Annotated in this window: 18 protein-coding genes; 11 read left to right on the forward strand and 7 right to left on the reverse strand. The window is 70.9% G+C overall.

Features of this window, described 5'->3' with window-relative positions; genetic code table 11:
* The first annotated feature begins 18 nt into the window (after positions 1–18).
* Complete coding sequence (locus OIC96_RS06565) at positions 19–1863, forward strand: LamG-like jellyroll fold domain-containing protein (RefSeq protein ID WP_330308812.1); 1845 nt, start codon at positions 19–21, stop codon at positions 1861–1863.
* A 62-nt stretch (positions 1864–1925) separates the two neighbouring features.
* The gene (locus OIC96_RS06570) at positions 1926–3593 is read left to right on the forward strand and encodes a histidinol-phosphatase (protein WP_330308811.1); all 1668 of its coding nucleotides are present in this window, start codon (positions 1926–1928) and stop codon (positions 3591–3593) included.
* Between the two features lie 102 nt (positions 3594–3695).
* On the opposite strand, the gene OIC96_RS06575 is transcribed toward OIC96_RS06570, so the two are convergent.
* The 4 genes from OIC96_RS06575 to OIC96_RS06590 are packed head-to-tail and all read right to left on the reverse strand — an operon-like array spanning position 3696 to position 7518.
* On the reverse strand, positions 3696–4151 hold the full coding sequence (locus OIC96_RS06575; RefSeq protein WP_330308810.1) for a MaoC family dehydratase: 456 nt from the start codon (positions 4149–4151) through the stop codon (positions 3696–3698).
* Positions 4148–5674, reverse strand: a complete 1527-nt coding sequence (gene menE, locus OIC96_RS06580) for an o-succinylbenzoate--CoA ligase (RefSeq protein ID WP_330308809.1) — start codon at positions 5672–5674, stop codon at positions 4148–4150. Before menE ends, OIC96_RS06575 begins: the two co-directional genes overlap by 4 nt.
* Positions 5675–5725: 51 nt before the next feature.
* Positions 5726–6601, reverse strand: coding sequence for an amidohydrolase family protein (locus tag OIC96_RS06585; protein WP_330308808.1), 876 nt, complete (start codon positions 6599–6601; stop codon positions 5726–5728).
* Positions 6601–7518 carry an SDR family NAD(P)-dependent oxidoreductase gene (locus OIC96_RS06590; RefSeq protein WP_330308807.1) on the reverse strand — a complete coding sequence of 306 codons (918 nt, stop codon included), beginning with the start codon at positions 7516–7518 and terminating at the stop codon, positions 6601–6603. Before OIC96_RS06590 ends, OIC96_RS06585 begins: the two co-directional genes overlap by 1 nt.
* Positions 7519–7698: 180 nt before the next feature.
* On the opposite strand from OIC96_RS06590, the gene OIC96_RS06595 reads away from it, so the two are divergent.
* From OIC96_RS06595 to OIC96_RS06630, 8 genes are all read left to right on the forward strand, one after another.
* Positions 7699–8202 (forward strand): MarR family winged helix-turn-helix transcriptional regulator, encoded by a 504-nt coding sequence (locus OIC96_RS06595; protein WP_406502197.1) that lies wholly within the window; start codon positions 7699–7701, stop codon positions 8200–8202.
* Positions 8199–8966 carry an IclR family transcriptional regulator gene (locus OIC96_RS06600; protein ID WP_330308806.1) on the forward strand — a complete coding sequence of 256 codons (768 nt, stop codon included), beginning with the start codon at positions 8199–8201 and terminating at the stop codon, positions 8964–8966. The genes OIC96_RS06595 and OIC96_RS06600 overlap by 4 nt, the downstream gene beginning before the upstream one ends.
* Before the next feature lie 86 nt (positions 8967–9052).
* Positions 9053–10294, forward strand: a complete 1242-nt coding sequence (locus tag OIC96_RS06605; RefSeq protein WP_330308805.1) for a sensor histidine kinase — start codon at positions 9053–9055, stop codon at positions 10292–10294.
* On the forward strand, positions 10291–10959 hold the full coding sequence (locus OIC96_RS06610) for a response regulator transcription factor (protein WP_330308804.1): 669 nt from the start codon (positions 10291–10293) through the stop codon (positions 10957–10959). Before OIC96_RS06605 ends, OIC96_RS06610 begins: the two co-directional genes overlap by 4 nt.
* A 136-nt stretch (positions 10960–11095) precedes the next feature.
* Positions 11096–13285: an MMPL family transporter gene (locus OIC96_RS06615; RefSeq protein ID WP_330308803.1), complete on the forward strand. Its 2190-nt coding sequence runs from the start codon at positions 11096–11098 to the stop codon at positions 13283–13285.
* Positions 13286–13365: 80 nt separating this feature from the next.
* On the forward strand, positions 13366–13503 hold the full coding sequence (locus tag OIC96_RS06620) for a hypothetical protein (protein ID WP_330308802.1): 138 nt from the start codon (positions 13366–13368) through the stop codon (positions 13501–13503).
* A gap of 73 nt (positions 13504–13576) precedes the next feature.
* Positions 13577–15442, forward strand: a complete 1866-nt coding sequence (locus tag OIC96_RS06625; protein WP_330308801.1) for an ABC transporter ATP-binding protein — start codon at positions 13577–13579, stop codon at positions 15440–15442.
* Positions 15439–16359 carry a serine/threonine-protein kinase gene (locus OIC96_RS06630; protein ID WP_330308800.1) on the forward strand — a complete coding sequence of 307 codons (921 nt, stop codon included), beginning with the start codon at positions 15439–15441 and terminating at the stop codon, positions 16357–16359. The genes OIC96_RS06625 and OIC96_RS06630 overlap by 4 nt, the downstream gene beginning before the upstream one ends.
* Before the next feature lie 60 nt (positions 16360–16419).
* Here OIC96_RS06630 and OIC96_RS06635 read toward each other — a convergent pair whose 3' ends face one another.
* The gene (locus tag OIC96_RS06635; protein WP_330308799.1) at positions 16420–17166 is read right to left on the reverse strand and encodes a hypothetical protein; all 747 of its coding nucleotides are present in this window, start codon (positions 17164–17166) and stop codon (positions 16420–16422) included.
* Positions 17159–17743: an RNA polymerase sigma factor gene (locus OIC96_RS06640; RefSeq protein ID WP_330308798.1), complete on the reverse strand. Its 585-nt coding sequence runs from the start codon at positions 17741–17743 to the stop codon at positions 17159–17161. Before OIC96_RS06640 ends, OIC96_RS06635 begins: the two co-directional genes overlap by 8 nt.
* Before the next feature lie 210 nt (positions 17744–17953).
* Between OIC96_RS06640 and OIC96_RS06645 the strand changes: the two genes are divergently transcribed.
* Positions 17954–18394 carry a cupredoxin domain-containing protein gene (locus OIC96_RS06645; protein ID WP_330308797.1) on the forward strand — a complete coding sequence of 147 codons (441 nt, stop codon included), beginning with the start codon at positions 17954–17956 and terminating at the stop codon, positions 18392–18394.
* Between the two features lie 71 nt (positions 18395–18465).
* On the opposite strand, the gene OIC96_RS06650 is transcribed toward OIC96_RS06645, so the two are convergent.
* Positions 18466–19533: a hypothetical protein gene (locus tag OIC96_RS06650; RefSeq protein WP_330308796.1), complete on the reverse strand. Its 1068-nt coding sequence runs from the start codon at positions 19531–19533 to the stop codon at positions 18466–18468.
* Positions 19534–19580: the final 47 nt, after the last annotated feature.

Consider the following 19580-nt stretch of genomic DNA (forward strand, 5'->3'; position numbering starts at 1 on the left):
TTCTCCCATGGAGCAGACGTGTGTACTTCGCATGACCAGGCGACGGAGGCCGAGCAGGCCGGCGCCGGCAGACGCAACTTCCTGCGGGCCACGGCGCTGATCGGCGCGGCGGCCGCCACGACGGCCGCACTCCCCGCGACCGCCCGGGCGGCGACCACGCAGGACAAGAGCCGACGGCCCGACCCCGAAAGCCGCCGCTTCACGCTCGCCGTCATGCCGGACACCCAGTACCTCTTCGACGGGCCGAGCATCAACCCCGCGCCGATCGAGGCATCGCTCCGCTATCTCCTGGAGCACGGCAAGGACGAGAACATCGTCTTCCTCTCGCACCTGGGCGATCTCACGGAGAACGGCGCGCAGGCCGAATTCGACGCGGCGGGCAAGGCGTTCGAGCTCCTCGACCGGCACGGCGTGGGCTACAGCGTGCTGGCGGGCAACCACGACGTCCGGTCGTCCACCGACGACCAGCGCGGCGCCACTGCCTACCTCGACGTCTTCGGACCGCGGCGCTTCGCGAGCAAGCGCACCTTCGGGGGTGCCTCGCCGGACGGCTACAACACCTTCCACCTGTTCACGGCGGCCGGCCGGGAGTGGCTGGTCCTCGCGCTGGACTGGCGGCTGTCGGCGAAGGGGTACACGTGGGCGAAGGACGTCATCGCCCAGCATCCGCACACGCCCGTCATCCTGACCACGCACGAGCTGGTCGTCGACGACGACACCCTTTCCTCGTACGGTCAGCGGCTCTGGGACGAGCTGGTCCACGACCACGACCAGATCTTCCTCACGCTCAACGGGCACTACTGGCCCGCCGCCCGTGCCACCCGCGAGAACGCGGCCGGGAACGACGTCCATCTGCATCTGACGAACTATCAGAACCGTTACTACGGCGGCGCGGCGATGATCCGCCTCTACCGCTTCGACCTCGACCGGAACACCATCGACGTCGAGACGATCTCGCCGTGGATCCTGGGCCGGGCGGCCAAGGGGCTCAATGAACTGGAGCGGCAGGAGATCGAACTCAGCGGCGACGCCGACCGGTTCTCCGTCGCCGTCGATTTCGAGAAGCGCTTCTCGGGCTTCGCACCCGTGCCCGCGCGTCCGTCCAGGCCCGCCGCGAAGATGCTGGTCCGGGGCACGGTGGCGTACTGGCGGTTCGACGGGCACGAGGAGGGTACGGCGGTCGAGGGCACGGTCCGTGACCTGTCGGGGCGCGGCAACGACCTGACCGTGGTCAAGGTCGCCGACGGCGCCCTCAGCTGGTCGTCGGCGCACCACCCGGACCAGCCGGGGCACGGCAGCCTCGTCTTCCAGGGCGGCAAGCCTCCGCTGAAGGGCGCGTATCTGCGGACGGTCGACGGCGCACCCCTCAACTCGGCGACCTTCCAGCGCGGTTACACCATCGAGGCCTTCTACCAGCTCCCCGCCGACTGGGACCCCTCCCACCACGCCTGGGCCTCGCTGGTCAGCCGTACCGGTACGGGCGGCGGCGCGGGCAAGACCGCCGACGACCCGGACGAGCCGCTCGCCACGCTCTCCCTGTCCGACGGACCCGGCCCGCAGTGGGCGGTCCGGCCGCTCGACCAGCAGGGCATCGCCACCAACTGGGGCGACGAGACGGCCCGCGAGCAGTGGTGGCACGTCGCCGTCGTCAACGACGGCTCGCACACCACGATGTACGTCCAGGGCTGCCCGGTCGCCCGCAATCCGCACGCCTCCGCCGTCGGACTCACCTCCCTCGGCCTGCCGTGGCTGCTCGGCGGCTACGAGTACGCGGGGAAGATCGACCAGATTCTGCACGGACGGCTCGGCGATGTGCGCATCGTCGAACGAGCCCTGTCCGTCGCACAGTTCATGAACCACTGAGCCGCAGCAGTCGGCCGGCATACCCCCAAAGACTTTTCGACTCCCCGAGGGAGAACGTCCGCATGTCCGAGCAGCAACTGCCCGCCTGGGCCGACCCATCCGTATCCCCCGCCTCGCTGGACCCGCAGGGCATGTCACGGCGCGGACTGCTGCGCCGGGCGGGCCTGTTCGGGGCGGCCTTCGCGGTCGGCTCGCTCGCGACGCCCGCGACGGCCGCCACCGGACGCTACGGCGGTGACGACCCGCGTCTCGCCTATCTCGTGGGCGACCACCACATCCACTCCGTCTACAGCCACGACGCGAAGTACACGTTCTCCCAACTCGCCCAGGCGGGCGCCCGGTACGGCCTCGACTGGATGGTGTTCAACGAACACTCCAACTTCGGGCACGCGAACTACGGCGCCCAGCTGGAGCACCAGGAGATCCTGAAGGCGCGCACCGACAACCCGCGCCAGCTGATCTTCCAAGGCCTGGAGTGGTACATCCCGGCCGCCGAGCACGCCACGGTCTTCGCGGCGCCCGGCCCGCACGAGGTGGACCTGCTCACCCAGTTCGAACTCGCCTACGACGGCAAGCTGTTGGGCTACACGGCGGGCTCCCCCACCAGCCCCGACACGGCGCGCAACGAGGCCCACGCGGTCAAGGCGATCCAGTGGCTCGCCGAACAGCGCCGCACCGGATACGTCGACGATGTCCTCGTCCTCGCCAACCACCCCCTGCGCCTCGGCATCGACTCCCCGCACGAGATGCGGGGCTGGCGTGACGCGGCACCCGAGATCATGATCGGCATGGAGGGCGCGCCCGGCGCCCAGGGCGGCGGTATCCCCGGCTGGGTCGGCTCGGGCCAGCAGCGCGGCGAGTACGTCAACAAGCCGTCCGAGAACTCCTTCGCCGGTTACCCGGCGGACGCCTACGTCCTGTACGGCGGGTTCGACTGGATGACGGCGACCGTCGGCGGCATGTGGGACGCGATGCTCGCCGAGGGCAGGCTCTTCACGATCACCACCAACTCCGATGTGCACCGCGTGGTCTTCGACACCTGGAAGAACGGCGACTGGGCGCCCGGGCAGAACTTCGACAACACCGGGCACATCCCCGACCCGGTGAACACCGACACCCAGCAGCCGGGCGGGGACTTCTGGCCCGGCCAGTTCAGCCGTACGCATGTCGGTGTGACCCGCTACGGCTACCGCTCGGTGATGGCGGGCCTGCGCGCGGGCCGGGTCTGGCTCGACCACGGGCACCTGCTGGACGGGCTCGACGTCCGCCTGAAGCGGGACTGCGACCATGGCCCGGGCGTCACGATGGGTGGTCGGCTGCGGGTCCGCAAGGGCGAGAAGCTCACGCTGTCGGTCACCGTGACGACCGCCTCCCGCCCCAACCCCCAGGGAATCCTGCCCGAGTTGGCCCATGTCGACGTGATCCGTGGCGCTGTGCGCGGCCCGGCGGCCGACCGCGACGACTGGCGGGCGCCCGACACCAGGGTCGTCCACACGCGGGACGTGAGCGGCCGGAACGGGACGTACACCCTGCGCATCCCGCTGGTCGCCGGCGACGAGTCCTTCTACGTCCGGCTGCGCGGCAGCGACGGCAACCGCAATGGTGCGGGCTATCTCGGCGCGTCGATCGACCCGCACGGCCCGATACCGCACGTGCCCGGGAACGGTGACCCGTGGGTCGACACGTGGTTCTATGCGAACCCGGTCTTCGTCGATGTGGCTGGTGCTTGACGTAGCGTCAGCGCGGCACGCCCCGGGCCGAGGCGTTCCCGCCCGGAGCGTGCGTCACGGCCACGGCCACGGCCGCGTACACGTACCGTCAGCGGTAACCCGTCAGGCGTAGAACCGAGACAGACTCTGCAGGACCGCGGCGGGCTTCTGGCCGCCGTCGATCTCTATCGTCCCGTCGACGGCGATCTGCACCCCGCCGGGCACGTCCTCGACCGAGGCGAGCTTCGCGACCAGCCGGATCCGCGAGCCGACCTTCACCGGGGAGGGGAACCGCACCTTGTTCAGGCCGTAGTTGACCTTCGTCGACACGCCCTCGACGTCCAGGAGTTCGGTGAAGAGCGGGATGAAGAGGGAGAGGGTCAGATAGCCGTGCGCGATGGGCGCGCCGAAGGGGCCCTCGGCCGCCTTCTCCGGGTCGACGTGGATCCACTGGTGGTCGCCGGTGGCGTCGGCGAACGTGTTGACGCGTTCCTGGGTGATCTCGATCCACTCGCTGGTGCCGAGGTCGCTGCCCGCGAGCTTCTTGAGTTCGTCGAGGCCGTTCACGGTGATGCTCATATGCGCTTCCCTGTCGAGGAGTTGGTGGTGCCGTACCGCGTACGGACACGGGCTTTGAGGAGCTTTCCGGAGGCGGTGCGCGGGAGTTCGTCCGCGATGACCACCGACTTCGGGATCTTGTACTTGGCGAGGCGTCCGGCGAGCGACGCGAGGACGGCGTCCGGGTCCAGGTCGATTCCCTCGCGGGCGACGACGACCGCGCGCGGCACCTCGCCCCACTTGTCGTCGGCGACACCGATGACCGCGCACTCGACGATGTCGGGGTGGGCGAGGAGCAGGTCCTCGATCTCGGCGGGGTAGATGTTCTCGCCGCCCGAGATGATCATGTCCTTGATGCGGTCGACGATGAAGACATAGCCGTCCTCGTCGATCCGGGCGGCGTCTCCGCTGCGGAACCAGCCGTCGGTGAAGACGGCGGCCGTCTCGTCGGGCAGGCCCCAGTAGCCGGGCATGACGTGCGGGCCGCGGACGACCACCTCGCCCGTCTCCCCGATGTCGACCGGCGTGAAGTCGGGCCGTACGACCCGGACATCGCTGAAGAAGTGCGGCACGCCCGCCGAACCCGCCTTGCTCTCGGCGTGTTCCGCGTCCAGGAAGAGGGTGCCGGGCGCGGCCTCCGTCATGCCGTAGCCCTGGAGGAAGGTGAGGCCGCGCTCCTGGTAGGCGGCGATCAGCGGGGTCGGCACCGGCGAGCCGCCGCAGGTGAGGATGCGCAGCGAGGACAGGTCGGCGTCGGCCCAGCGCGGATGCCTGGCCACCTGGTCGAACATGGTCGGCACGCCGAACATGAAGGTGATCCGGTGCCGTTCGATCAGGTCGAGGGTGGCCGCCGGGTCGAAGGACTCGACCAGGACGCAGGTGCCGCCCTTGAGCAGCACCGGCAGGGTGAGCATGTTCAGCCCGGCCGTGTGGAACAACGGGGCGGAGACCAGGGCGCGTTCGTCGGCGATCAGGTCGTGGTCGACGAGGACGTTGACCGCGTTCCAGGTCAGATTGCCGTGGGTGAGCATCGCGCCCTTGGGGCGGCCCGTCGTGCCCGAGGTGTACATGATGATGCAGGTGTCGTCGGCGGTGACAGGCTGGTCGACCGGCTCCTCGGCGGCCCCGGCGATCAACTCCTCGTAGCGCTCGCCCACTTCGAGGAACGTACGGACGTCGGTGTGGCCCGGCAGCCCCGCGACGAGCCCGGCGAGCGACGGTGCGTACACCAGGGCCTTGGCGCCCGAATCGCCCAGCTGGTAGGCGATCTCGGGGCCGGCGAGCCGGGGGTTGAGCGGTACGAACACCGCGCCCAGGGCACCCGCGGCGAAGAGGGTTTCGAGGTACGCGGGATGGTTGGGGCCGAGATAGGCGATCCGGTCGCCGCGGCGCAGGCCCAGGGCGCGCAGGGCCTGCGCGAGCCGGGTCGTGCGCGTGTACAGCTCGGCGTAGCTGACGTCGCGGTCGCCGTGGATCAGGGCGGTGCGGTGCGGGGTCTTGCGGGCCCGGCGTGCGGGCCACGACCCCAGTCCCTCATTGCGCATCTGTCTGCCCCTGTCCGTCGTCGCACATGGGATGGCACATGGGGTGGCCCCTTACGGTGTGCTCAGCCCGAGCAGTCGGGCGGCGTTCTCCTTGAGGATCTTCGGCTTGACCTCGTCCTTGATCGGCAGCTTCTCGAAGTCGGCGAGCCAGCGGTCGGGGGTGAGGACGGGGAAGTCGGAGCCGAACAGGACCTTGTCCTTCAGCAGCGTGTTGGCGTACTGCACCAGCTGCGGCGGGAAGTACTTCGGGGACCAGCCGGACAGGTCGATGTGCACGCCCGGCTTGTGTGTGGCGACGGCGAGCGCCTCGTCCTGCCAGGGGAAGGACGGATGCGCCAGGATGATCTTCAGATGCGGGAAGTCGGCGGCCACGTCGTCCACGTGCAGCGGGTTGGAGTACTTGAGCCGGATGCCGCCTCCGCCGGGCACTCCGGCGCCGATCCCCGTCTGCCCGGTGTGGAAGAGGGCGATCGTGCCGGTCTCCTCGATCACCTCGTAGAGGTCGTACGCCACTGAGCGGTCGTTGGGGAAGAAGCCCTGGATGCTGGGGTGGAACTTGAAGCCCTTCACCCCGTACTCCTCGACCAGCCGGCGGGCCTGCTTGACCCCCGCCCTGCCGCGGAAGGGGTCGATGGAGGCGAAGGGGATCAGCACGTCCGCGTTGGCGGCCGCCGCCTCCGCGACCTCCTCGTTGGGGACGGGCGCGGTGCCGGTGGCGGACTCGGCGTCCACCGTGAAGATCACGGCGGCCATCTTCCGCTCGCGGTAGTAGGCGGCTGTCTCCTCCAGGGTCGGCTTCCGCTTGCCCTCGACCTTGAAGTAGGCGCTGGAGGCGTCGTGCAGATCGTCGTCGAGCGAGGAGTGGCCCTTCGACGACACCTCGGCATGGGTGTGGACGTCGATCGCGACCAGTTCGTTCAGGTCCATCACGCCTCCGGCAGCTTCGGCGCGGGGATCCCGACGGTCTGCGGCTCGGCGCCGACAGAGGTGGCCCAGGCGTCGGCCAGAGTGTCCGGGGTCCAGCCGCCGTCCGCGTACGCCGCCTTGATCTCCTGCGGATGCGACCAGAGTGCCACCTTGTCGCCGCCGATGCCGATGGCCTGCCCGGTGACGCCGCGGGCGGCCTCGGAGGCGAGGAAGGGGACGAGGGCGGCGCAGTCCTCGGGGGTCCCGAAGCCCTCGCCCTTGCGGAGGAAGTCGGGCAGCGGCGCGCCCTCCCGCATGGCCTCGATGTACGGCGCGAACGCCGGGATGGTCTCGGTCATCGCGGTCGCGGCGACCGGCACGATCGCGTTGACGGTGATGCCCGCGCGGCCCAGCTCCATCGACCAGGTACGGGCCATGGCGGCGATGCCCGCCTTCGCGGCGGCGTAGTTCGTCTGGCCGAAGTTGCCGCGCTGCCCGGCCGGCGAGCCGACCAGGATCAGGCTGCCGCCCTCGCCCTGCTCGCGCATCCGCACGGCGGCGGCGCGGGCGCAGGTGAAGGTGCCCTTGAGGTGGGTGGTGATCACCGCGTCGAAGTCCTCGTCGGTCATCTTCCACAGGACCTTGTCGCGCAGGATGCCCGCGTTGGTCACCAGGATGTCGAGCCGTCCGAACTCCTCCACGGCACGGTTGACCAGGCGGTCGGCGGCCTCGCTGGTGCCGACCGGGACCACCTCGGCCACGGCGGTGCCGCCCGCCTCGGTGATCGCCTTGACGGCCTGCTCGGCGACGGCCTCGTCGACGTCGTTGACGACCACGGAGGCTCCGGCGGCGGCGAGAGCGTGCGCGTAGGCCAGGCCGAGGCCACGGCCCGAGCCGGTGACGACGGCGACCTTGCCGGTGAGATCGATGCTGGGCACGACGGTGTCCCTTCGAGAAGCAGATGCGGCTACGAGAAGCAGGTGCGGCTACGAGATCGAAGCTAAGGACAATAATTGTTGACGTCAATAGTTGTTGCCGTTCGACTTGTACGCCATGCTGTTCTCGTACGGACGTCACTCCGTACCGGAGAAGGACGCAGGACCGCCCCGCCCGGGGCCATGACCAGGGAGCCCGCCATCGCCCGCCAGCCGCACGCCGCCACCCCCGCCTCCATCGACGCGCAGGAGCCGTGGATGCGCGGGCTGCACGCGGACACCGGATATCTCCTGTACCGGCTGGGTCTGCGCTCGGGTCAGTTGTTCAACACGTTTCTGCAGGAGTCCGGGCTGCGCCTGCGCCACTACGCGCTGCTGCGCTTCCTGGCCACCTCCGAGGGCGCGCTCCAGCGGGAGCTGAGCACCCGGCTCGGTTATGACCCGAGCGCGATCGTCGGCCTGGTCGACGACCTGGAGAAGCTCGGGTTCGCCGAGCGCCGCCCCTCGCCGGACGACCGCCGCAGCCGGATCGTCGTCCTGACCGAGGACGGCCGGTCCTTCCTGCGCGACACCGACGAAGCGGGCCTGCGCGTCACCAACGATCTGCTCCAGCCCCTCGGCCCCGCCGAGCGCGAGACCCTGCACGCGCTCCTGCAACGGATCACCGAGACCGAACTCGACTCATGACCACCCTGTCCGCGCCCGACCGTCTGCTCGCCGTGCTCGCCGCCTTCGACCACGAGCACCCGGCGCTGTGCCTGACGGACATCAGCCGCCGGGCCGGGCTCACCCTCACCACGGCCCACCGGCTGGTCGGCGCCCTCACCGAGTGGGGCGCACTGGAGCGGGACGAAGAGGGCGTCTACCACGTGGGCCTGCGCCTCTGGGAGATCGCGGCACTCGCCCCGCGCGGCCTGGCGCTGCGGCAGATCGCACTGCCGCACCTGGAGGACCTGTACGAAGCGACGCACGAGAACGTGCAGCTTGCCGTCCGCGACGGCTCCGAGGTCGTCTACATCGAGTGGATCTCCGGGCGCTCCGCGGTCGGCGTCCGCATCCAGGTGGGCGCCCGCTGGCCGCTGCACGCCACCGGCGTGGGGCTCGCGCTGCTCGCCCACGGCGACCCGGCGCTCCAGGACGCGTACTGCGACCGCCCGCTCGCCTCCTTCACCCCGCACACCGTCACGGATCCGGCCCGGCTGCGCCGCCTGCTCGCCGAAGTACGGCGCACGGGAGTGGCGGTGAGCAGCCGTCAGGTGACCGACGACGCCCTGTCGGTGGCCGCTCCGGTGCGCGGGACGGGCGGGACGGTCGTCGCGGCCGTCTCGGTCGTGGTGCCCCAAGCCGACGCGCAGGTACCGGCGTTGATCCCCGCGGTACGGCTGGCGGCGCGCGGGATATCGCGGGCGCTGGGGTGGCAGCCGCAGACCCCGGTCACGCCGGGCTCGTAGGGCGCCGGTATATCCCTCTCACCGGTGAGGACTTCGCCGTGGCCCGGTCGGGATACTGGGACGGCCCTTGCCCCGAGGAGCCGCACATGTCCGTCCAGTCCTGGTTCACGCCCGACGTCTCGCGCTGGCGGGCGGTCGTCTCACGCGTACGGACGACCCACCCGTACGTCGTCGACAGCGCGCTGGCCGCGCTCGTCCTGTTCGCCGCCTCCCTGCAATGGATGTTCCACGACGAGGGCGACGACCGGCTGTCGTGGCAGGGGTTCCTGCTGGCGGTCGGCACGGCGGTGCCGCTGGTGTGGCGGCGGCGGGCACCCTTCCTGTCCGCCTGCGCGGTGTCGGTGTTCACGCCCGCCATGGCGGTCTACCACGCGCCGCCGCCGAACGTCGCGTACGGCGGACTGGTCGCGCTCTACACCGTGGCCGCGCTGTGCCCGCCCGCGCAGCGCCGCGTCATGCTGGTGGGCTGGCTGGTCGGTGCCGCGCTGACGATGACGGCCAAGGAGCACGCCCAGCCCTTCGAGTACGCCTTCCATCTGACGAGCTACCTCGGCGCGTACGCGCTCGGGATCCTCACCCGCGTCCAGAGCGCGTACACCGCCGCGCTGGAGGACCGGGCCCGCCGCCTGGAGCGGGAGCGCGCCTCCGACACGGCGCGGGCGACGGCGCAGGAACGGGCCCGGATCGCCCGGGACATGCACGACATCCTGGCCCACGCGGTGAGCCTGATGGTGGTGCAGGCCGAGGCCGGTCCCGTGGTCGTCCGCAGCGATCCGGAACGCGCCGAGGCGGCCTTCGACGCGATCGCGACAAGCGGACGCGACGCGATGAGACAGCTGCGACGCATCCTCGGAGTACTCAAGGAGGAGCAGGCGAACGGGACTTCGGCCCGGCTGCCGCAGCCCGGCATCGCCGCGCTCACCGAACTCGTCGGCCAGGTGGCGCAGTCCACCGGACTGCGCGTGGACCTGCGCACGACCGGCACGCCCCGCCCGCTGCCCCCGGACACCGAGGTCGCCGCCTACCGGGTGGTCCAGGAGGCCCTCACCAACACCGTGAAGCATGCGTACGCTTCCTCGGCACGGGTCGAACTCGACTGGGCGGAGGACGCGTTGACGCTCACGGTGACGGACGACGGGCGGGGGCCGGTGCGTTCACCGGGCGACCCGGGAGCGGTGGCCGCGCCCGGCGGTCACGGGCTGATCGGCATCCGCGAGCGGGCCGCCGCCTGCGGAGGCAGCGCGCGGTCGGGCCGCGGTCCGGGCGGCGGCTTCCAGGTCGCCGTACGCCTCCCGGCCGCCGTCGACCGGCAGGCGGCCCTGGGGTGAGCATCCGCGTCGTGGTCGCGGACGACCAGGAGCTGGTCCGCAGTGGCTTCAGCATGATCCTGGAAGCACAGCAGGACATCGAGGTGGTGGCGGAAGCGGGGGACGGCCTCGAAGCCCTGGCCGCGGTACGGCGGCACACACCCGACGTACTGCTGCTGGACATCCGCATGCCGCACATGGACGGACTGGAGGCGGCCCGCCTGGTGTGCGCGGAGTCCGGCTGCAAGGTCGTCATGCTGACCACGTTCGACCTCGACGAGTACGTGTACGAGGCGCTGTACGCGGGAGCGAGCGGCTTTCTGCTCAAGGACGTCCGCCGGGACGACCTGGTGCACGCGGTCCGTGTCGTCGCGGCGGGCGACTCGCTTCTCGCGCCCTCGGTGACCCGCCGCCTGGTCGCCGACATGATCCGGCGCCGCCGCGCCGAAGCCGCCCCGGAACCCGCGCCGGCCCGCCTCGCCGCCCTCACCGCCCGCGAGGAGGAGACCCTGCGGCTGCTCGCCCGCGGTCTGTCCAACGCGGAGATCGCGACGACGCTCTTCGTGAGCGAACACACCGTCAAAACCCATGTCAGCAACGTGCTGAGCAAGCTGGGACTGCGGGACCGGGTGCAGGCGGTGATCTGCGCGTACGAGACGGGCCTGGTGACACCCGGCTCCCCCTAGCGAGTGAGTCACGGGGGCGCCTCCCCCGTACGACGGAGTCCCCGAAACCGCTCCCCCCGGCGATCCGGTGGCCCCCCGTCCGGCACGACGCTGAGTGGCGATGTCACCGACCGCCCCAACCGCCGGGAGGCGTACCGTGCTCGCCACGATCTCCCGGGCGGCGACCCGCCGCCCGCTCACCGTGATCCTCGTCTGGCTGCTCATGCTGCTGATCGGCTTCGGCCTCGGCACCGGTGTCTTCGGCCGGCTCGTCGACTCGGTGCCCGATGTCCCGGGCACCGAGTCGGACCGGGCCGCCGCCTACCTCGACCGCGTCGACACGCACGGTGAGTCGATCACCGCCGTCGTCGCGGGCACCTCAGTCTCCGACCCCGGTCTGCGGTCCCAAGTGGAGCGCACCGTGGCCGACTTGCGTACGGTCGCGGGTGTCGCCGACGTGCCCGACCCATACACCACCCACGGCCTCACCTCCGAGGACGGTAAGGCCCTCGTCATTCCGGTGTCACTCAAGGGCGGCCTGAAGGACGAGGACGAGAAGAAGGCCGTGGACACGGCGGCCGAGCACATCCGGCGGATCGACGCGCCCCAAGTCCACGTCAGCGGCGGCCCATTGCTCGGGCAGCAGATGGGCGGCCGTGCCCAGGAGGACGTACAGCGGGCCGAGTTGATCTCGCTCCCGGTGGTCCTGGCGCTGCTGCTCGTCGTCTTCGGCGGGCTGCGGGCCGCCGGGCTGCCCCTGCTGATCGCGATCAGCGGAGTCGCGGGCGCGTTCCTGGCGCTCTTCGCCTTCAGCCAGGTCACCGACATCTCGGTGTACGCGATCCAGGTCACCACCATGCTCGGACTCGGACTCGCCGTGGACTACGCGCTGTTGATGGTGGTCCGCTTCCGCGAGGAGCGGCGGCACACCGACGACGTCATCGAGGCCGTACACCGCACCGTCGCCGGCGCCGGGCGGACCGTCCTGTTCTCCGGGCTCACCGTGGCGGTCAGCCTCACCGGGCTGCTGGTGTTCCCCAGCCCGTTCCTGCGCAGCATGGGTCTGGCCGTGGCCGCCGTGGTCGTCGTCGACATGCTCGCCGCGGTCACTCTGCTCCCGGCGCTGCTGGCGCGCTTCGGGGCACGCATCGCACCGGCGCGCGCACCTCGCGAGGACGCCGACTCCAAGACCGGTTCCCGTGCAGGTTCCAAGACCGCTTCCAGGACCGGCTCCAGGTTCGGCTTCGCATCCGGCGCCGGCCCCGACACCGAAGGCCGCGTCTTCGCCCGCCTCGCCCGCTTCGCCACCCACCGCCCCGTCGTCGTCCTGGCCACCCTCGTCCCGGCCCTGCTCGTCCTCGCGCTGCCCGTCGCGGGGATGAGGATCAGCATCGGAGACGCGAAGCAACTGCCCTCCACCACCGAGGCACGGCAGTTGTACGACACCGTGGACGCCCACTTCCCGCCCGGCACCGGAGTCTCGCCGGTGACTGTGGTGGTGCGCCCCGGCGCCGCCCCGGACACCGTGGCCCGGATCCGCGCCCTCTCGGACACCAGCGACTCCCGTGCCCTTCCCGGCGGCGCCACCCTGGTGCACCTCCAGCCGACCGGCGGCGTCGACGGCAGGGCGGCGACCGATCTGGTCGAGCGGGTACGGGAGGTACGCGGGAGCGAGCCCGTCGAGGTCACCGGTGTCGCGGCCCGGCTGGTCGACTTCCGGGAGATGCTCGCCGAGCGGGCACCCTGGGCGGCGGTCACCGTTCTCGTCGGCATCTTCGCGCTGCTCTTCGCCTTCACCGGCTCGGTGCTGATCCCGCTGCGGACGATCGCGACCACGCTGCTCAGTCTGGGTGCCGCGCTCGGTGCGGTGGTCTGGGTCTTCCAGGACGGCCATCTGGCCGGGGCGCTGGGCGCCGAAGGCCTCGGCTCGCTCAGCCTGACGGCTCCGCCGCTGATCATCGCGATCGCCTTCGGACTCGCCATGGACTACGAGCTGTTCATCCTCGCCCGAATGCGCGAGACCTGGCTGAAGACCGGCGACCACCACGAGGCCGTGGTGACCGGCCTGCGCCGCTCCGGGCGGGTGGTCAGCTGCGCCGCGCTGCTCCTCGCGATCGTCTTCGGCGCGTTCATGACCGGCGGCTTCTCCCCCATCCTGCAGATCGGCCTCGGGCTGACCCTGGCCGTCCTGATCGACGCGACCGTCGTCCGGATGCTCCTCGTACCGGCGACGATGGCGCTGCTCGGGAAGCGTGCGTGGTGGGCGCCGGGGGCGCTGCGGCGGGCGCACGACCGGTTCGGGGTGAGCGAGGAAGCAACGGCCCGGCCCCAGCTGACCGGCGTCTGACAAGAAATTTCCTGGAGGCGCCATCCCGTGCGCGCTCTCGGACGTATCCCTCATGGGGGATGCATCGAGGAGGGAAACCTATGGCGATCTTCAGTCACCTCATTCCCGCAAAACGCCGTGACCACAAGATGGACACGACCTCAAGGCGCGACGACACCACCGGCAAGCGCCGTCATCGTCGTCACCGCCGCAATACCGGTGACGATCGTCACTGGTAACCGCACACGGCTGAGTGGGCCGGAGCCGGCAACTCCGGTCCGCTGAGTCCGCGATCTTCTAGGAACCCATGCCATGGCGCGTGTCCCCCGGCATGTCCTGCGGCGTCTGCTGTCGGTGGGTGAGGATTCCGACGCCGTCGTCGCCGCCGCACCACCGGTGCCCCTGAGCGGGGTCTTCCGGCGTTTCTGGCCCTATACGCGCGGGGGCAGGCGCTGGCTGGTCGTCCTCCTGTGCTTCAGCCTGATCGGGCCCGTGCTCGACGGGGCCGAGGTCTGGATCTTCAAGATCGTGGTGGACGACGTGCTGGTACCGCGCGATCTGGGCCCGTTCCCCTGGATCGCGCTCGCCTACCTGGGGCTGGTCATCGGTTCCGGCGTACTGGGCTTCGCCGACGACGTGACGTCCACCTGGGTCAGTGAGCGATTCCTGCTGGCTCTGCGGGCGGACGTGTTCCGGCATGTCCAGAGCCTCTCGCTGGGGTTCTTCGAACGACGGCGGCTGGGGGATGTGCTGTCGCGCGTCACGGGCGATGTCGACGCGGTCGAGACGTTCCTCCTGTCGGGCGTGGCGAACGCCCTCTATTACGTGGTCGAGGTGGGCGTCTTCCTCGGTCTGCTCTTCTACCTGCAGTGGGATCTGACCCTCCTCGCGCTCGTCATCGTGCCGCTGTTCTGGAGTGCGGCCCGCCACTTCTCCCGGCTGATCAAGGACGCGTCACGGGAGCGCAGACGCCGGAGCGGTTCGCTCAGCGCGGTCGCCGAGGAGTCGCTCGGCAACGTCGCCCTGGTACAGGCGTACAACCGGCAGGGCTGGGAGGAGCGCCGGTTCGAGCGCGAAAGCGTGGGCAAGTTCCGGGCGGCGATGACGTCGGCACGGATCCGCGCCGTCTACGGGCCGCTCGTCGAGATCATCGAGGTGACCGGCGCGCTGGCCGTCATGGCGCTGGGTACGTGGAAGCTGGCGCAGGGGCAGCTCACGCTGGGCGGTTTGCTGGTCTTCCTCGCGCTGATCAGCAAGCTCTACGGTCCGCTCCGCGATCTGTCCCACCTCAGCAACACGTTCTACGCTGCGTCCGCCTCCGCGGAGCGGATCATCGAGTTGCTCGACCAGCGCCCCCAGGTCGTCGAGGCCGCCGGAGCCCGGCGGCTCGGGCATGCCCGCGGAGATGTGGAGTTCGAGGGCGTCTCCTTCCGCTATCCGGGCACGTCCCGGTGGGCACTCGCAGACGTGTCGTTCCGAGCGGGGCCCGGCGAGACGATGGCGCTGGTCGGGGCGAGCGGCGCCGGCAAGTCCACCGTCGCGAAGCTGCAACTGCGCTTCTACGACCCGGATCAGGGCACGGTCCGCATCGACGGAACCGACCTGAGGGACCTGCGGCTGTCCGAGGTGCGGGACAGCGTCGCGGTGGTCCTGCAGGAGACACTGGTCTTCCACGGCACCGTGCGGGAGAACATCGCCTACGGCCGCCCGGAGGCGACGGAGGCGGACATCGTCGCCGCGGCCCGCGCCGCCGACGCCCACGCGTTCATCCGGCTGCTTCCGGAGGGCTACGACACCGTGGTGGGCCAGCACGGCCGGACGCTGTCCGGTGGGCAGCGCCAGCGCCTCGCGATCGCCCGCGCGATGATCAGGAACGCTCCCGTGCTCCTGCTCGACGAACCGACCACCGGGCTGGACGCCCGGTCGGGTCGGCGGATCATGGAACCGCTGCGCCGACTCATGGCCGGGCGGACCACCATCGTCATCTCGCACAATCTGCTCACCGTGCGCGACGCCACCCACATCGTCGTGCTCGACCACGGCCGGGTCGTCGAGCGCGGCGCACACGAAGACCTGCTGGCGCACGGCGGGGCCTACGCCCAGCTGCACCGCCTGAACGCGGTGACCGGCCACAGCCCCTTCGCCGCCTCCCCGCCCACCGGGAAGGTACGGTCATGAGCCGGGCCACCGCACCACCGCCTCCGCCCGTGCCACCCGGAACGAAACCCGCGCCGGGCTACGAGATCCTGGCGCACCTGGCGCGGACCGGCTGGCTCGACCTGTACGACGCCTGGAGCGAGGAACGGGACTGCCGGTGCGTCGTCAAGGTCGTCCGCCCCGACCGCCGCCACGAGGAACGACTGCGTGACCGGCTGCTGCGTGAGGGCCGCTGGCTTCGGGCCTTCACCCATCCGCACCTGGTCCGCGCGTACGACACCTTCGAGTTCCCCGAGCCGCTCGTCGTACTGGAAACCCTGACCGGTGAGACGCTGTCCCACCTCATCCACCGGTTGCGGCGCCGGCCGGCCGCCGAGGACGTGGCCCTCCTCGGCGTGCACCTGTGTTCCGCGATGCACTACCTCCATGGTCAGGGCCTGCTGCACCTCGACCTCAAGCCGTCCAACGTCGTGGTCGACTGCGGGCACGCCAAGGTGCTCGACCTGAGCGTCGCACGGCCGCCCGGCATCGCTCCCGCGGGCGTCGGCACGTTCTGCTATCTCGCACCCGAGCAGGCGCGCGGCGGGCCGCTGACGGCCGCCGCCGACGCATGGGGCATCGGTGTCACGTTGTACGAGTTCGCCACCGGCGACCTGCCCTACGACTGCGGTGAGACCGTGGACGAGGAGGGGGCGGAGACGGGGGCCGAGGCTGGATACGGGACCGGGGACGACACGACCGGCCGGGACGACTGGTATCCGCAGCTCGAAGAACCCGCCCCGCGGATCGGGTCCCGCCGACGCCTGCCGCGGGACCTCGCCACGGCCATCGACGGCTGCCTGCGGCCCGATCCGGCAGCCCGGCCCGCCATCGGGGAACTCGCCGCCGCCTTCGACGCGGCTCTGTCGTGGCAGCGGCGCCACGTGCCACAGGTATGACGGATCTGCGGGGGCGCGCCGGGGCCGGAACGTCACCGGTCCGACGGGGGGCGGCCAGGACTATGCCGCCTCTTCGAAGTGCGCGGTGGCGAGGACGGTGCCGTCGGCGGAGGTCAGGCGAGCCCCGGACAGCGTGGACGGCTCCACCGGTATCGGGACTTCCCAGGAGCCGTAGCCGTCGTGCAGGGCGAAAGTGCCCACGCGCACGGTTGTGCCGTCCGTACGCTCCAGCAGACAGGTGACCTTCCCGCTGTACGCGATCCCGGCGTCGTCGAGATCGATGGCCATGTACACCCAGCCCGGCGATCCGGGACGGGCGAAGACCTTGCCGGCCGAATGGCCCTGGGCGCCGAGTGTCATCAGATCCGCGGCCATCAATCCCGTCCCGGCCTCGGCGGGCCGCGAAGGGGCGGCCGCGTTCTCGACGACGGTGCCGACGGCCCAGCCGCCGAACCCGGCGGCGAGCGCCAAGGCGGCAACGGCGGACGCGACCCGCAGCCGCACACGTCCGCGGAACCCCGTGCGCACGCGACCCTGCCCGCGCGTGTGCCGGCGCCCGTCGTGCGCCGCCGCGGCCTGGGCCAGCGACCGCGCCACCCGGGTCTCGAAGCCGACCGGCGGCTCGCTGCCCGGCAGCAGGCCGACCAGCCCGTCGCCGACGAGGGTCAGCTGCCCGACGTACTCCCGGCAGTCCGCGCAGCGGTCCAGATGCGCGACAGCCTCGGCCCGCTCCCGGCCCGGGAGAACGCCCAGAGCCAGCTCGGCACCGACCTCCAGCAGCTTTTCGCAGGTCGCGTCCTTAGACATCGTCGCCTCGCTTCGGAGACGTGAGCATGGTCCGTAGTCTCCCCATCGCTGTCCTGATCCGCGTCTTGGCCGTGCCCAGAGGGATCTTCTCCCAGTCGGCGATTTGCTGAGCCGTCATTCCGTAGATGCCCGCCATCACCAGGGCACGGCCCTGTTCGCGCGGCAGTTGTGCCACGGCGGCCCGCAGCCTGGACGACTCCTCGTCCGCGAGCGCGAACTGCTCGGGAGTCTCGGTCACCACACCGAGGAGCGCGTCGAGATCTTCGGGTGCGAGCGGCTCCGGCCGACGCGAGCGGACGGCGTCGATGGCGAGGTTGTGCGCGATGGTCGTCAGCCAGGTCATCACCGAACCGCGGCGGGAGTCATAGATCTGTGCGTGCCGCCACGCGCGCTCGAACGTCTGCTGGGCAATGTCCTCGGCGAGCTGCGGATCACCGAGGACGGCGATGGCGACACCGAAGACCGTGTGCTGGAACCGCCGTACGAAAGCAACCGCGAGTTCTGGGTCGCCAGTGGCCAGTCCGGACAGCAGAGCCTCGTCCGAAAGGCGGCCTACTGGGAGCCCAAGACTATTCATATCCGTACATACGGATCATTCCGGTCAGGGGATTGCCTGGCGGAGACGGAAGATCGCCTTCCCGTTGCCCTCCAGGTCCACCGCCCAATCCATCGGGCCCGGCGGCCCGTACCCCATATGAGCCGTACGAGCCGTACGAGCCCCTTGCGGGACGCAACGCTTTGGGGGTCACAGATGCCAAGGACAACAGCCCGATACCGGACCCGCCTGATGACGGGACTGGCCGCCGGTGTCCTCACGAGCGTGCTCGCCGCCTGCGGCGGCGGGGCATCGACCGGGAGCGGGACGGGAAGTCACACAACGCCGAAGGCCAGTGGTCAGCCGGGAGTGACCAAGGTCGACGTCACGCTCGTCGACTTCCGCATCACCCTGTCGAAGCCGGCCTTCACGGCCGGACGCTATGACTTCGTCGCCAAGAACAACGGTCACCAGGTGCACGCACTCGAGATCGAAGGCCCCGGCGGTGAGCACCGCACCCGGACTCTCGCGCCGGGTGAGTCCGCGAGCCTCGCCGTAACCCTCAAGCCGGGCACGTACGAGGTGTACTGCCCCGTGGACGGGCACAAGGACCTGGGCATGCAGACGAAGATCACCACGGTTGGCGGCGGTGCGTCACCGAGCAACAGCACGAACAGCGGCGGCGGTTACTGAGCCGCCTCGGCATGAGCATCGGCTTTGTGCTGTCGCGCACCGTGGGCCTGCCGGACGGCGAGGCGTCCCCTTCAGCCGAAGCAGTCCGTCCCCGCCACCGGCCGGCGGGTGACGGACCGCCTCGCGAGGTGTGCGCTGAACGCGTAGCAGCCCGTGCTCGTGTGGTTGATGTCCAGGGCGTTGACCTTGGCGACGACGTCCACCTCGGACGGTGACCGCTTCACGCCGACGGGCACGGCGACGGGGGCGTCGAACGAGAGTTCGCGCCCCTCGTCCGTCTGTTGCAGGGCGAGCGCCCGCTTCAACTCGGCGTCGGTCAGGGTCCCGTCCGCGACCGCCCGTTCGAGCCGGTGCTCGATCCGCCGGGAGGCGGCGTCGAGTTCGGCCCGCAGGGCCGCCGCCGCCCGGGCCTGTTGCTCGCGCCGGATGCGATCGCAGCCGTCCGGCCCGAGCTTCCTGGTGGTGACGGTGACGGGCTTCTCCCCGGCGCGGAACTCGTAGCAGTCACGGTCCGCCGGAACGAGCCCCCTGGACAGCAGGGCAAGGGTGATCAGTTGGCCGTGCTTCGTCTCCTGGCCCGTCCGCACGATTCCGCCGGTCTGCCAGACGGGGGCGTTCTGGACGCCGGTGAGCCCGCCGCGGGTCACGGCCGCGCGCAGTTCCACGACCACGTCCGCGGCGACCGCGGCGGGGTCCCGGTAGCGGGTGGTCGCCGACCGGTCCCGGCAGCGGGCGTCGGACAGTTCGTGGACGGAGACGGGAGGCGGGGAGGAGGCCGGGACGAGATCGAACCGGTAGCAGCCCGAGGCCGAGCCGCCGTACCAGCCGCCGCCCACGATCGCGAACGACTCGGTCACCGTGACCCGTCGGCCGTGTCGCTGGACCTCGGCCCCTTCCGCCTTCCCGTTGCCGCCGTGGATCGACCGGTCGATCTCGGTCCCGAGCAGGGAACCGTCCGAGGCGGCCCGCGACAACAGGTCCCGGGTCTGTTCCACGGACTCCTTCATCCGCTCCCGCGCCCAGCCATCGGCTCGTCCGGACGCCGTACTGAGCCGCCACATCCCGAACAGCACCAGGACCAGGGCGGTCATCAGCACGGCCAGACAGCCGTTCAGCACGCATCCCCCGCGTCTCGCCATGCCCGCAGGGTGCCCGCCCCGGGCCCCGCCGACGGGACCCGTGTCCG

The sequence above is a fragment of the Streptomyces sp. NBC_00775 genome (assembly GCF_036347135.1).
GTDB lineage: Bacteria > Actinomycetota > Actinomycetes > Streptomycetales > Streptomycetaceae > Streptomyces > Streptomyces lutosisoli.

Excerpts from the sequence above, each read along its gene's own strand:
- OIC96_RS06570 (WP_330308811.1), top strand. The coding sequence starts at position 1,926 with ATGTCCGAGCAGCAACTGCCCGCCTGGGCCGACCCATCCGTATCCCCC.
- OIC96_RS06575 (WP_330308810.1), bottom strand. The coding sequence starts at position 4,151 with ATGAGCATCACCGTGAACGGCCTCGACGAACTCAAGAAGCTCGCGGGC.
- menE (WP_330308809.1), bottom strand. The coding sequence starts at position 5,674 with ATGCGCAATGAGGGACTGGGGTCGTGGCCCGCACGCCGGGCCCGCAAG.
- OIC96_RS06585 (WP_330308808.1), bottom strand. The coding sequence starts at position 6,601 with ATGGACCTGAACGAACTGGTCGCGATCGACGTCCACACCCATGCCGAG.
- OIC96_RS06595 (WP_406502197.1), top strand. The coding sequence starts at position 7,699 with ATGACCAGGGAGCCCGCCATCGCCCGCCAGCCGCACGCCGCCACCCCC.
- OIC96_RS06600 (WP_330308806.1), top strand. The coding sequence starts at position 8,199 with ATGACCACCCTGTCCGCGCCCGACCGTCTGCTCGCCGTGCTCGCCGCC.
- OIC96_RS06605 (WP_330308805.1), top strand. The coding sequence starts at position 9,053 with ATGTCCGTCCAGTCCTGGTTCACGCCCGACGTCTCGCGCTGGCGGGCG.
- OIC96_RS06620 (WP_330308802.1), top strand. The coding sequence starts at position 13,366 with ATGGCGATCTTCAGTCACCTCATTCCCGCAAAACGCCGTGACCACAAG.
- OIC96_RS06625 (WP_330308801.1), top strand. The coding sequence starts at position 13,577 with ATGGCGCGTGTCCCCCGGCATGTCCTGCGGCGTCTGCTGTCGGTGGGT.
- OIC96_RS06630 (WP_330308800.1), top strand. The coding sequence starts at position 15,439 with ATGAGCCGGGCCACCGCACCACCGCCTCCGCCCGTGCCACCCGGAACG.
- OIC96_RS06635 (WP_330308799.1), bottom strand. The coding sequence starts at position 17,166 with ATGTCTAAGGACGCGACCTGCGAAAAGCTGCTGGAGGTCGGTGCCGAG.
- OIC96_RS06640 (WP_330308798.1), bottom strand. The coding sequence starts at position 17,743 with ATGAATAGTCTTGGGCTCCCAGTAGGCCGCCTTTCGGACGAGGCTCTG.
- OIC96_RS06645 (WP_330308797.1), top strand. The coding sequence starts at position 17,954 with ATGACGGGACTGGCCGCCGGTGTCCTCACGAGCGTGCTCGCCGCCTGC.
- OIC96_RS06650 (WP_330308796.1), bottom strand. The coding sequence starts at position 19,533 with ATGGCGAGACGCGGGGGATGCGTGCTGAACGGCTGTCTGGCCGTGCTG.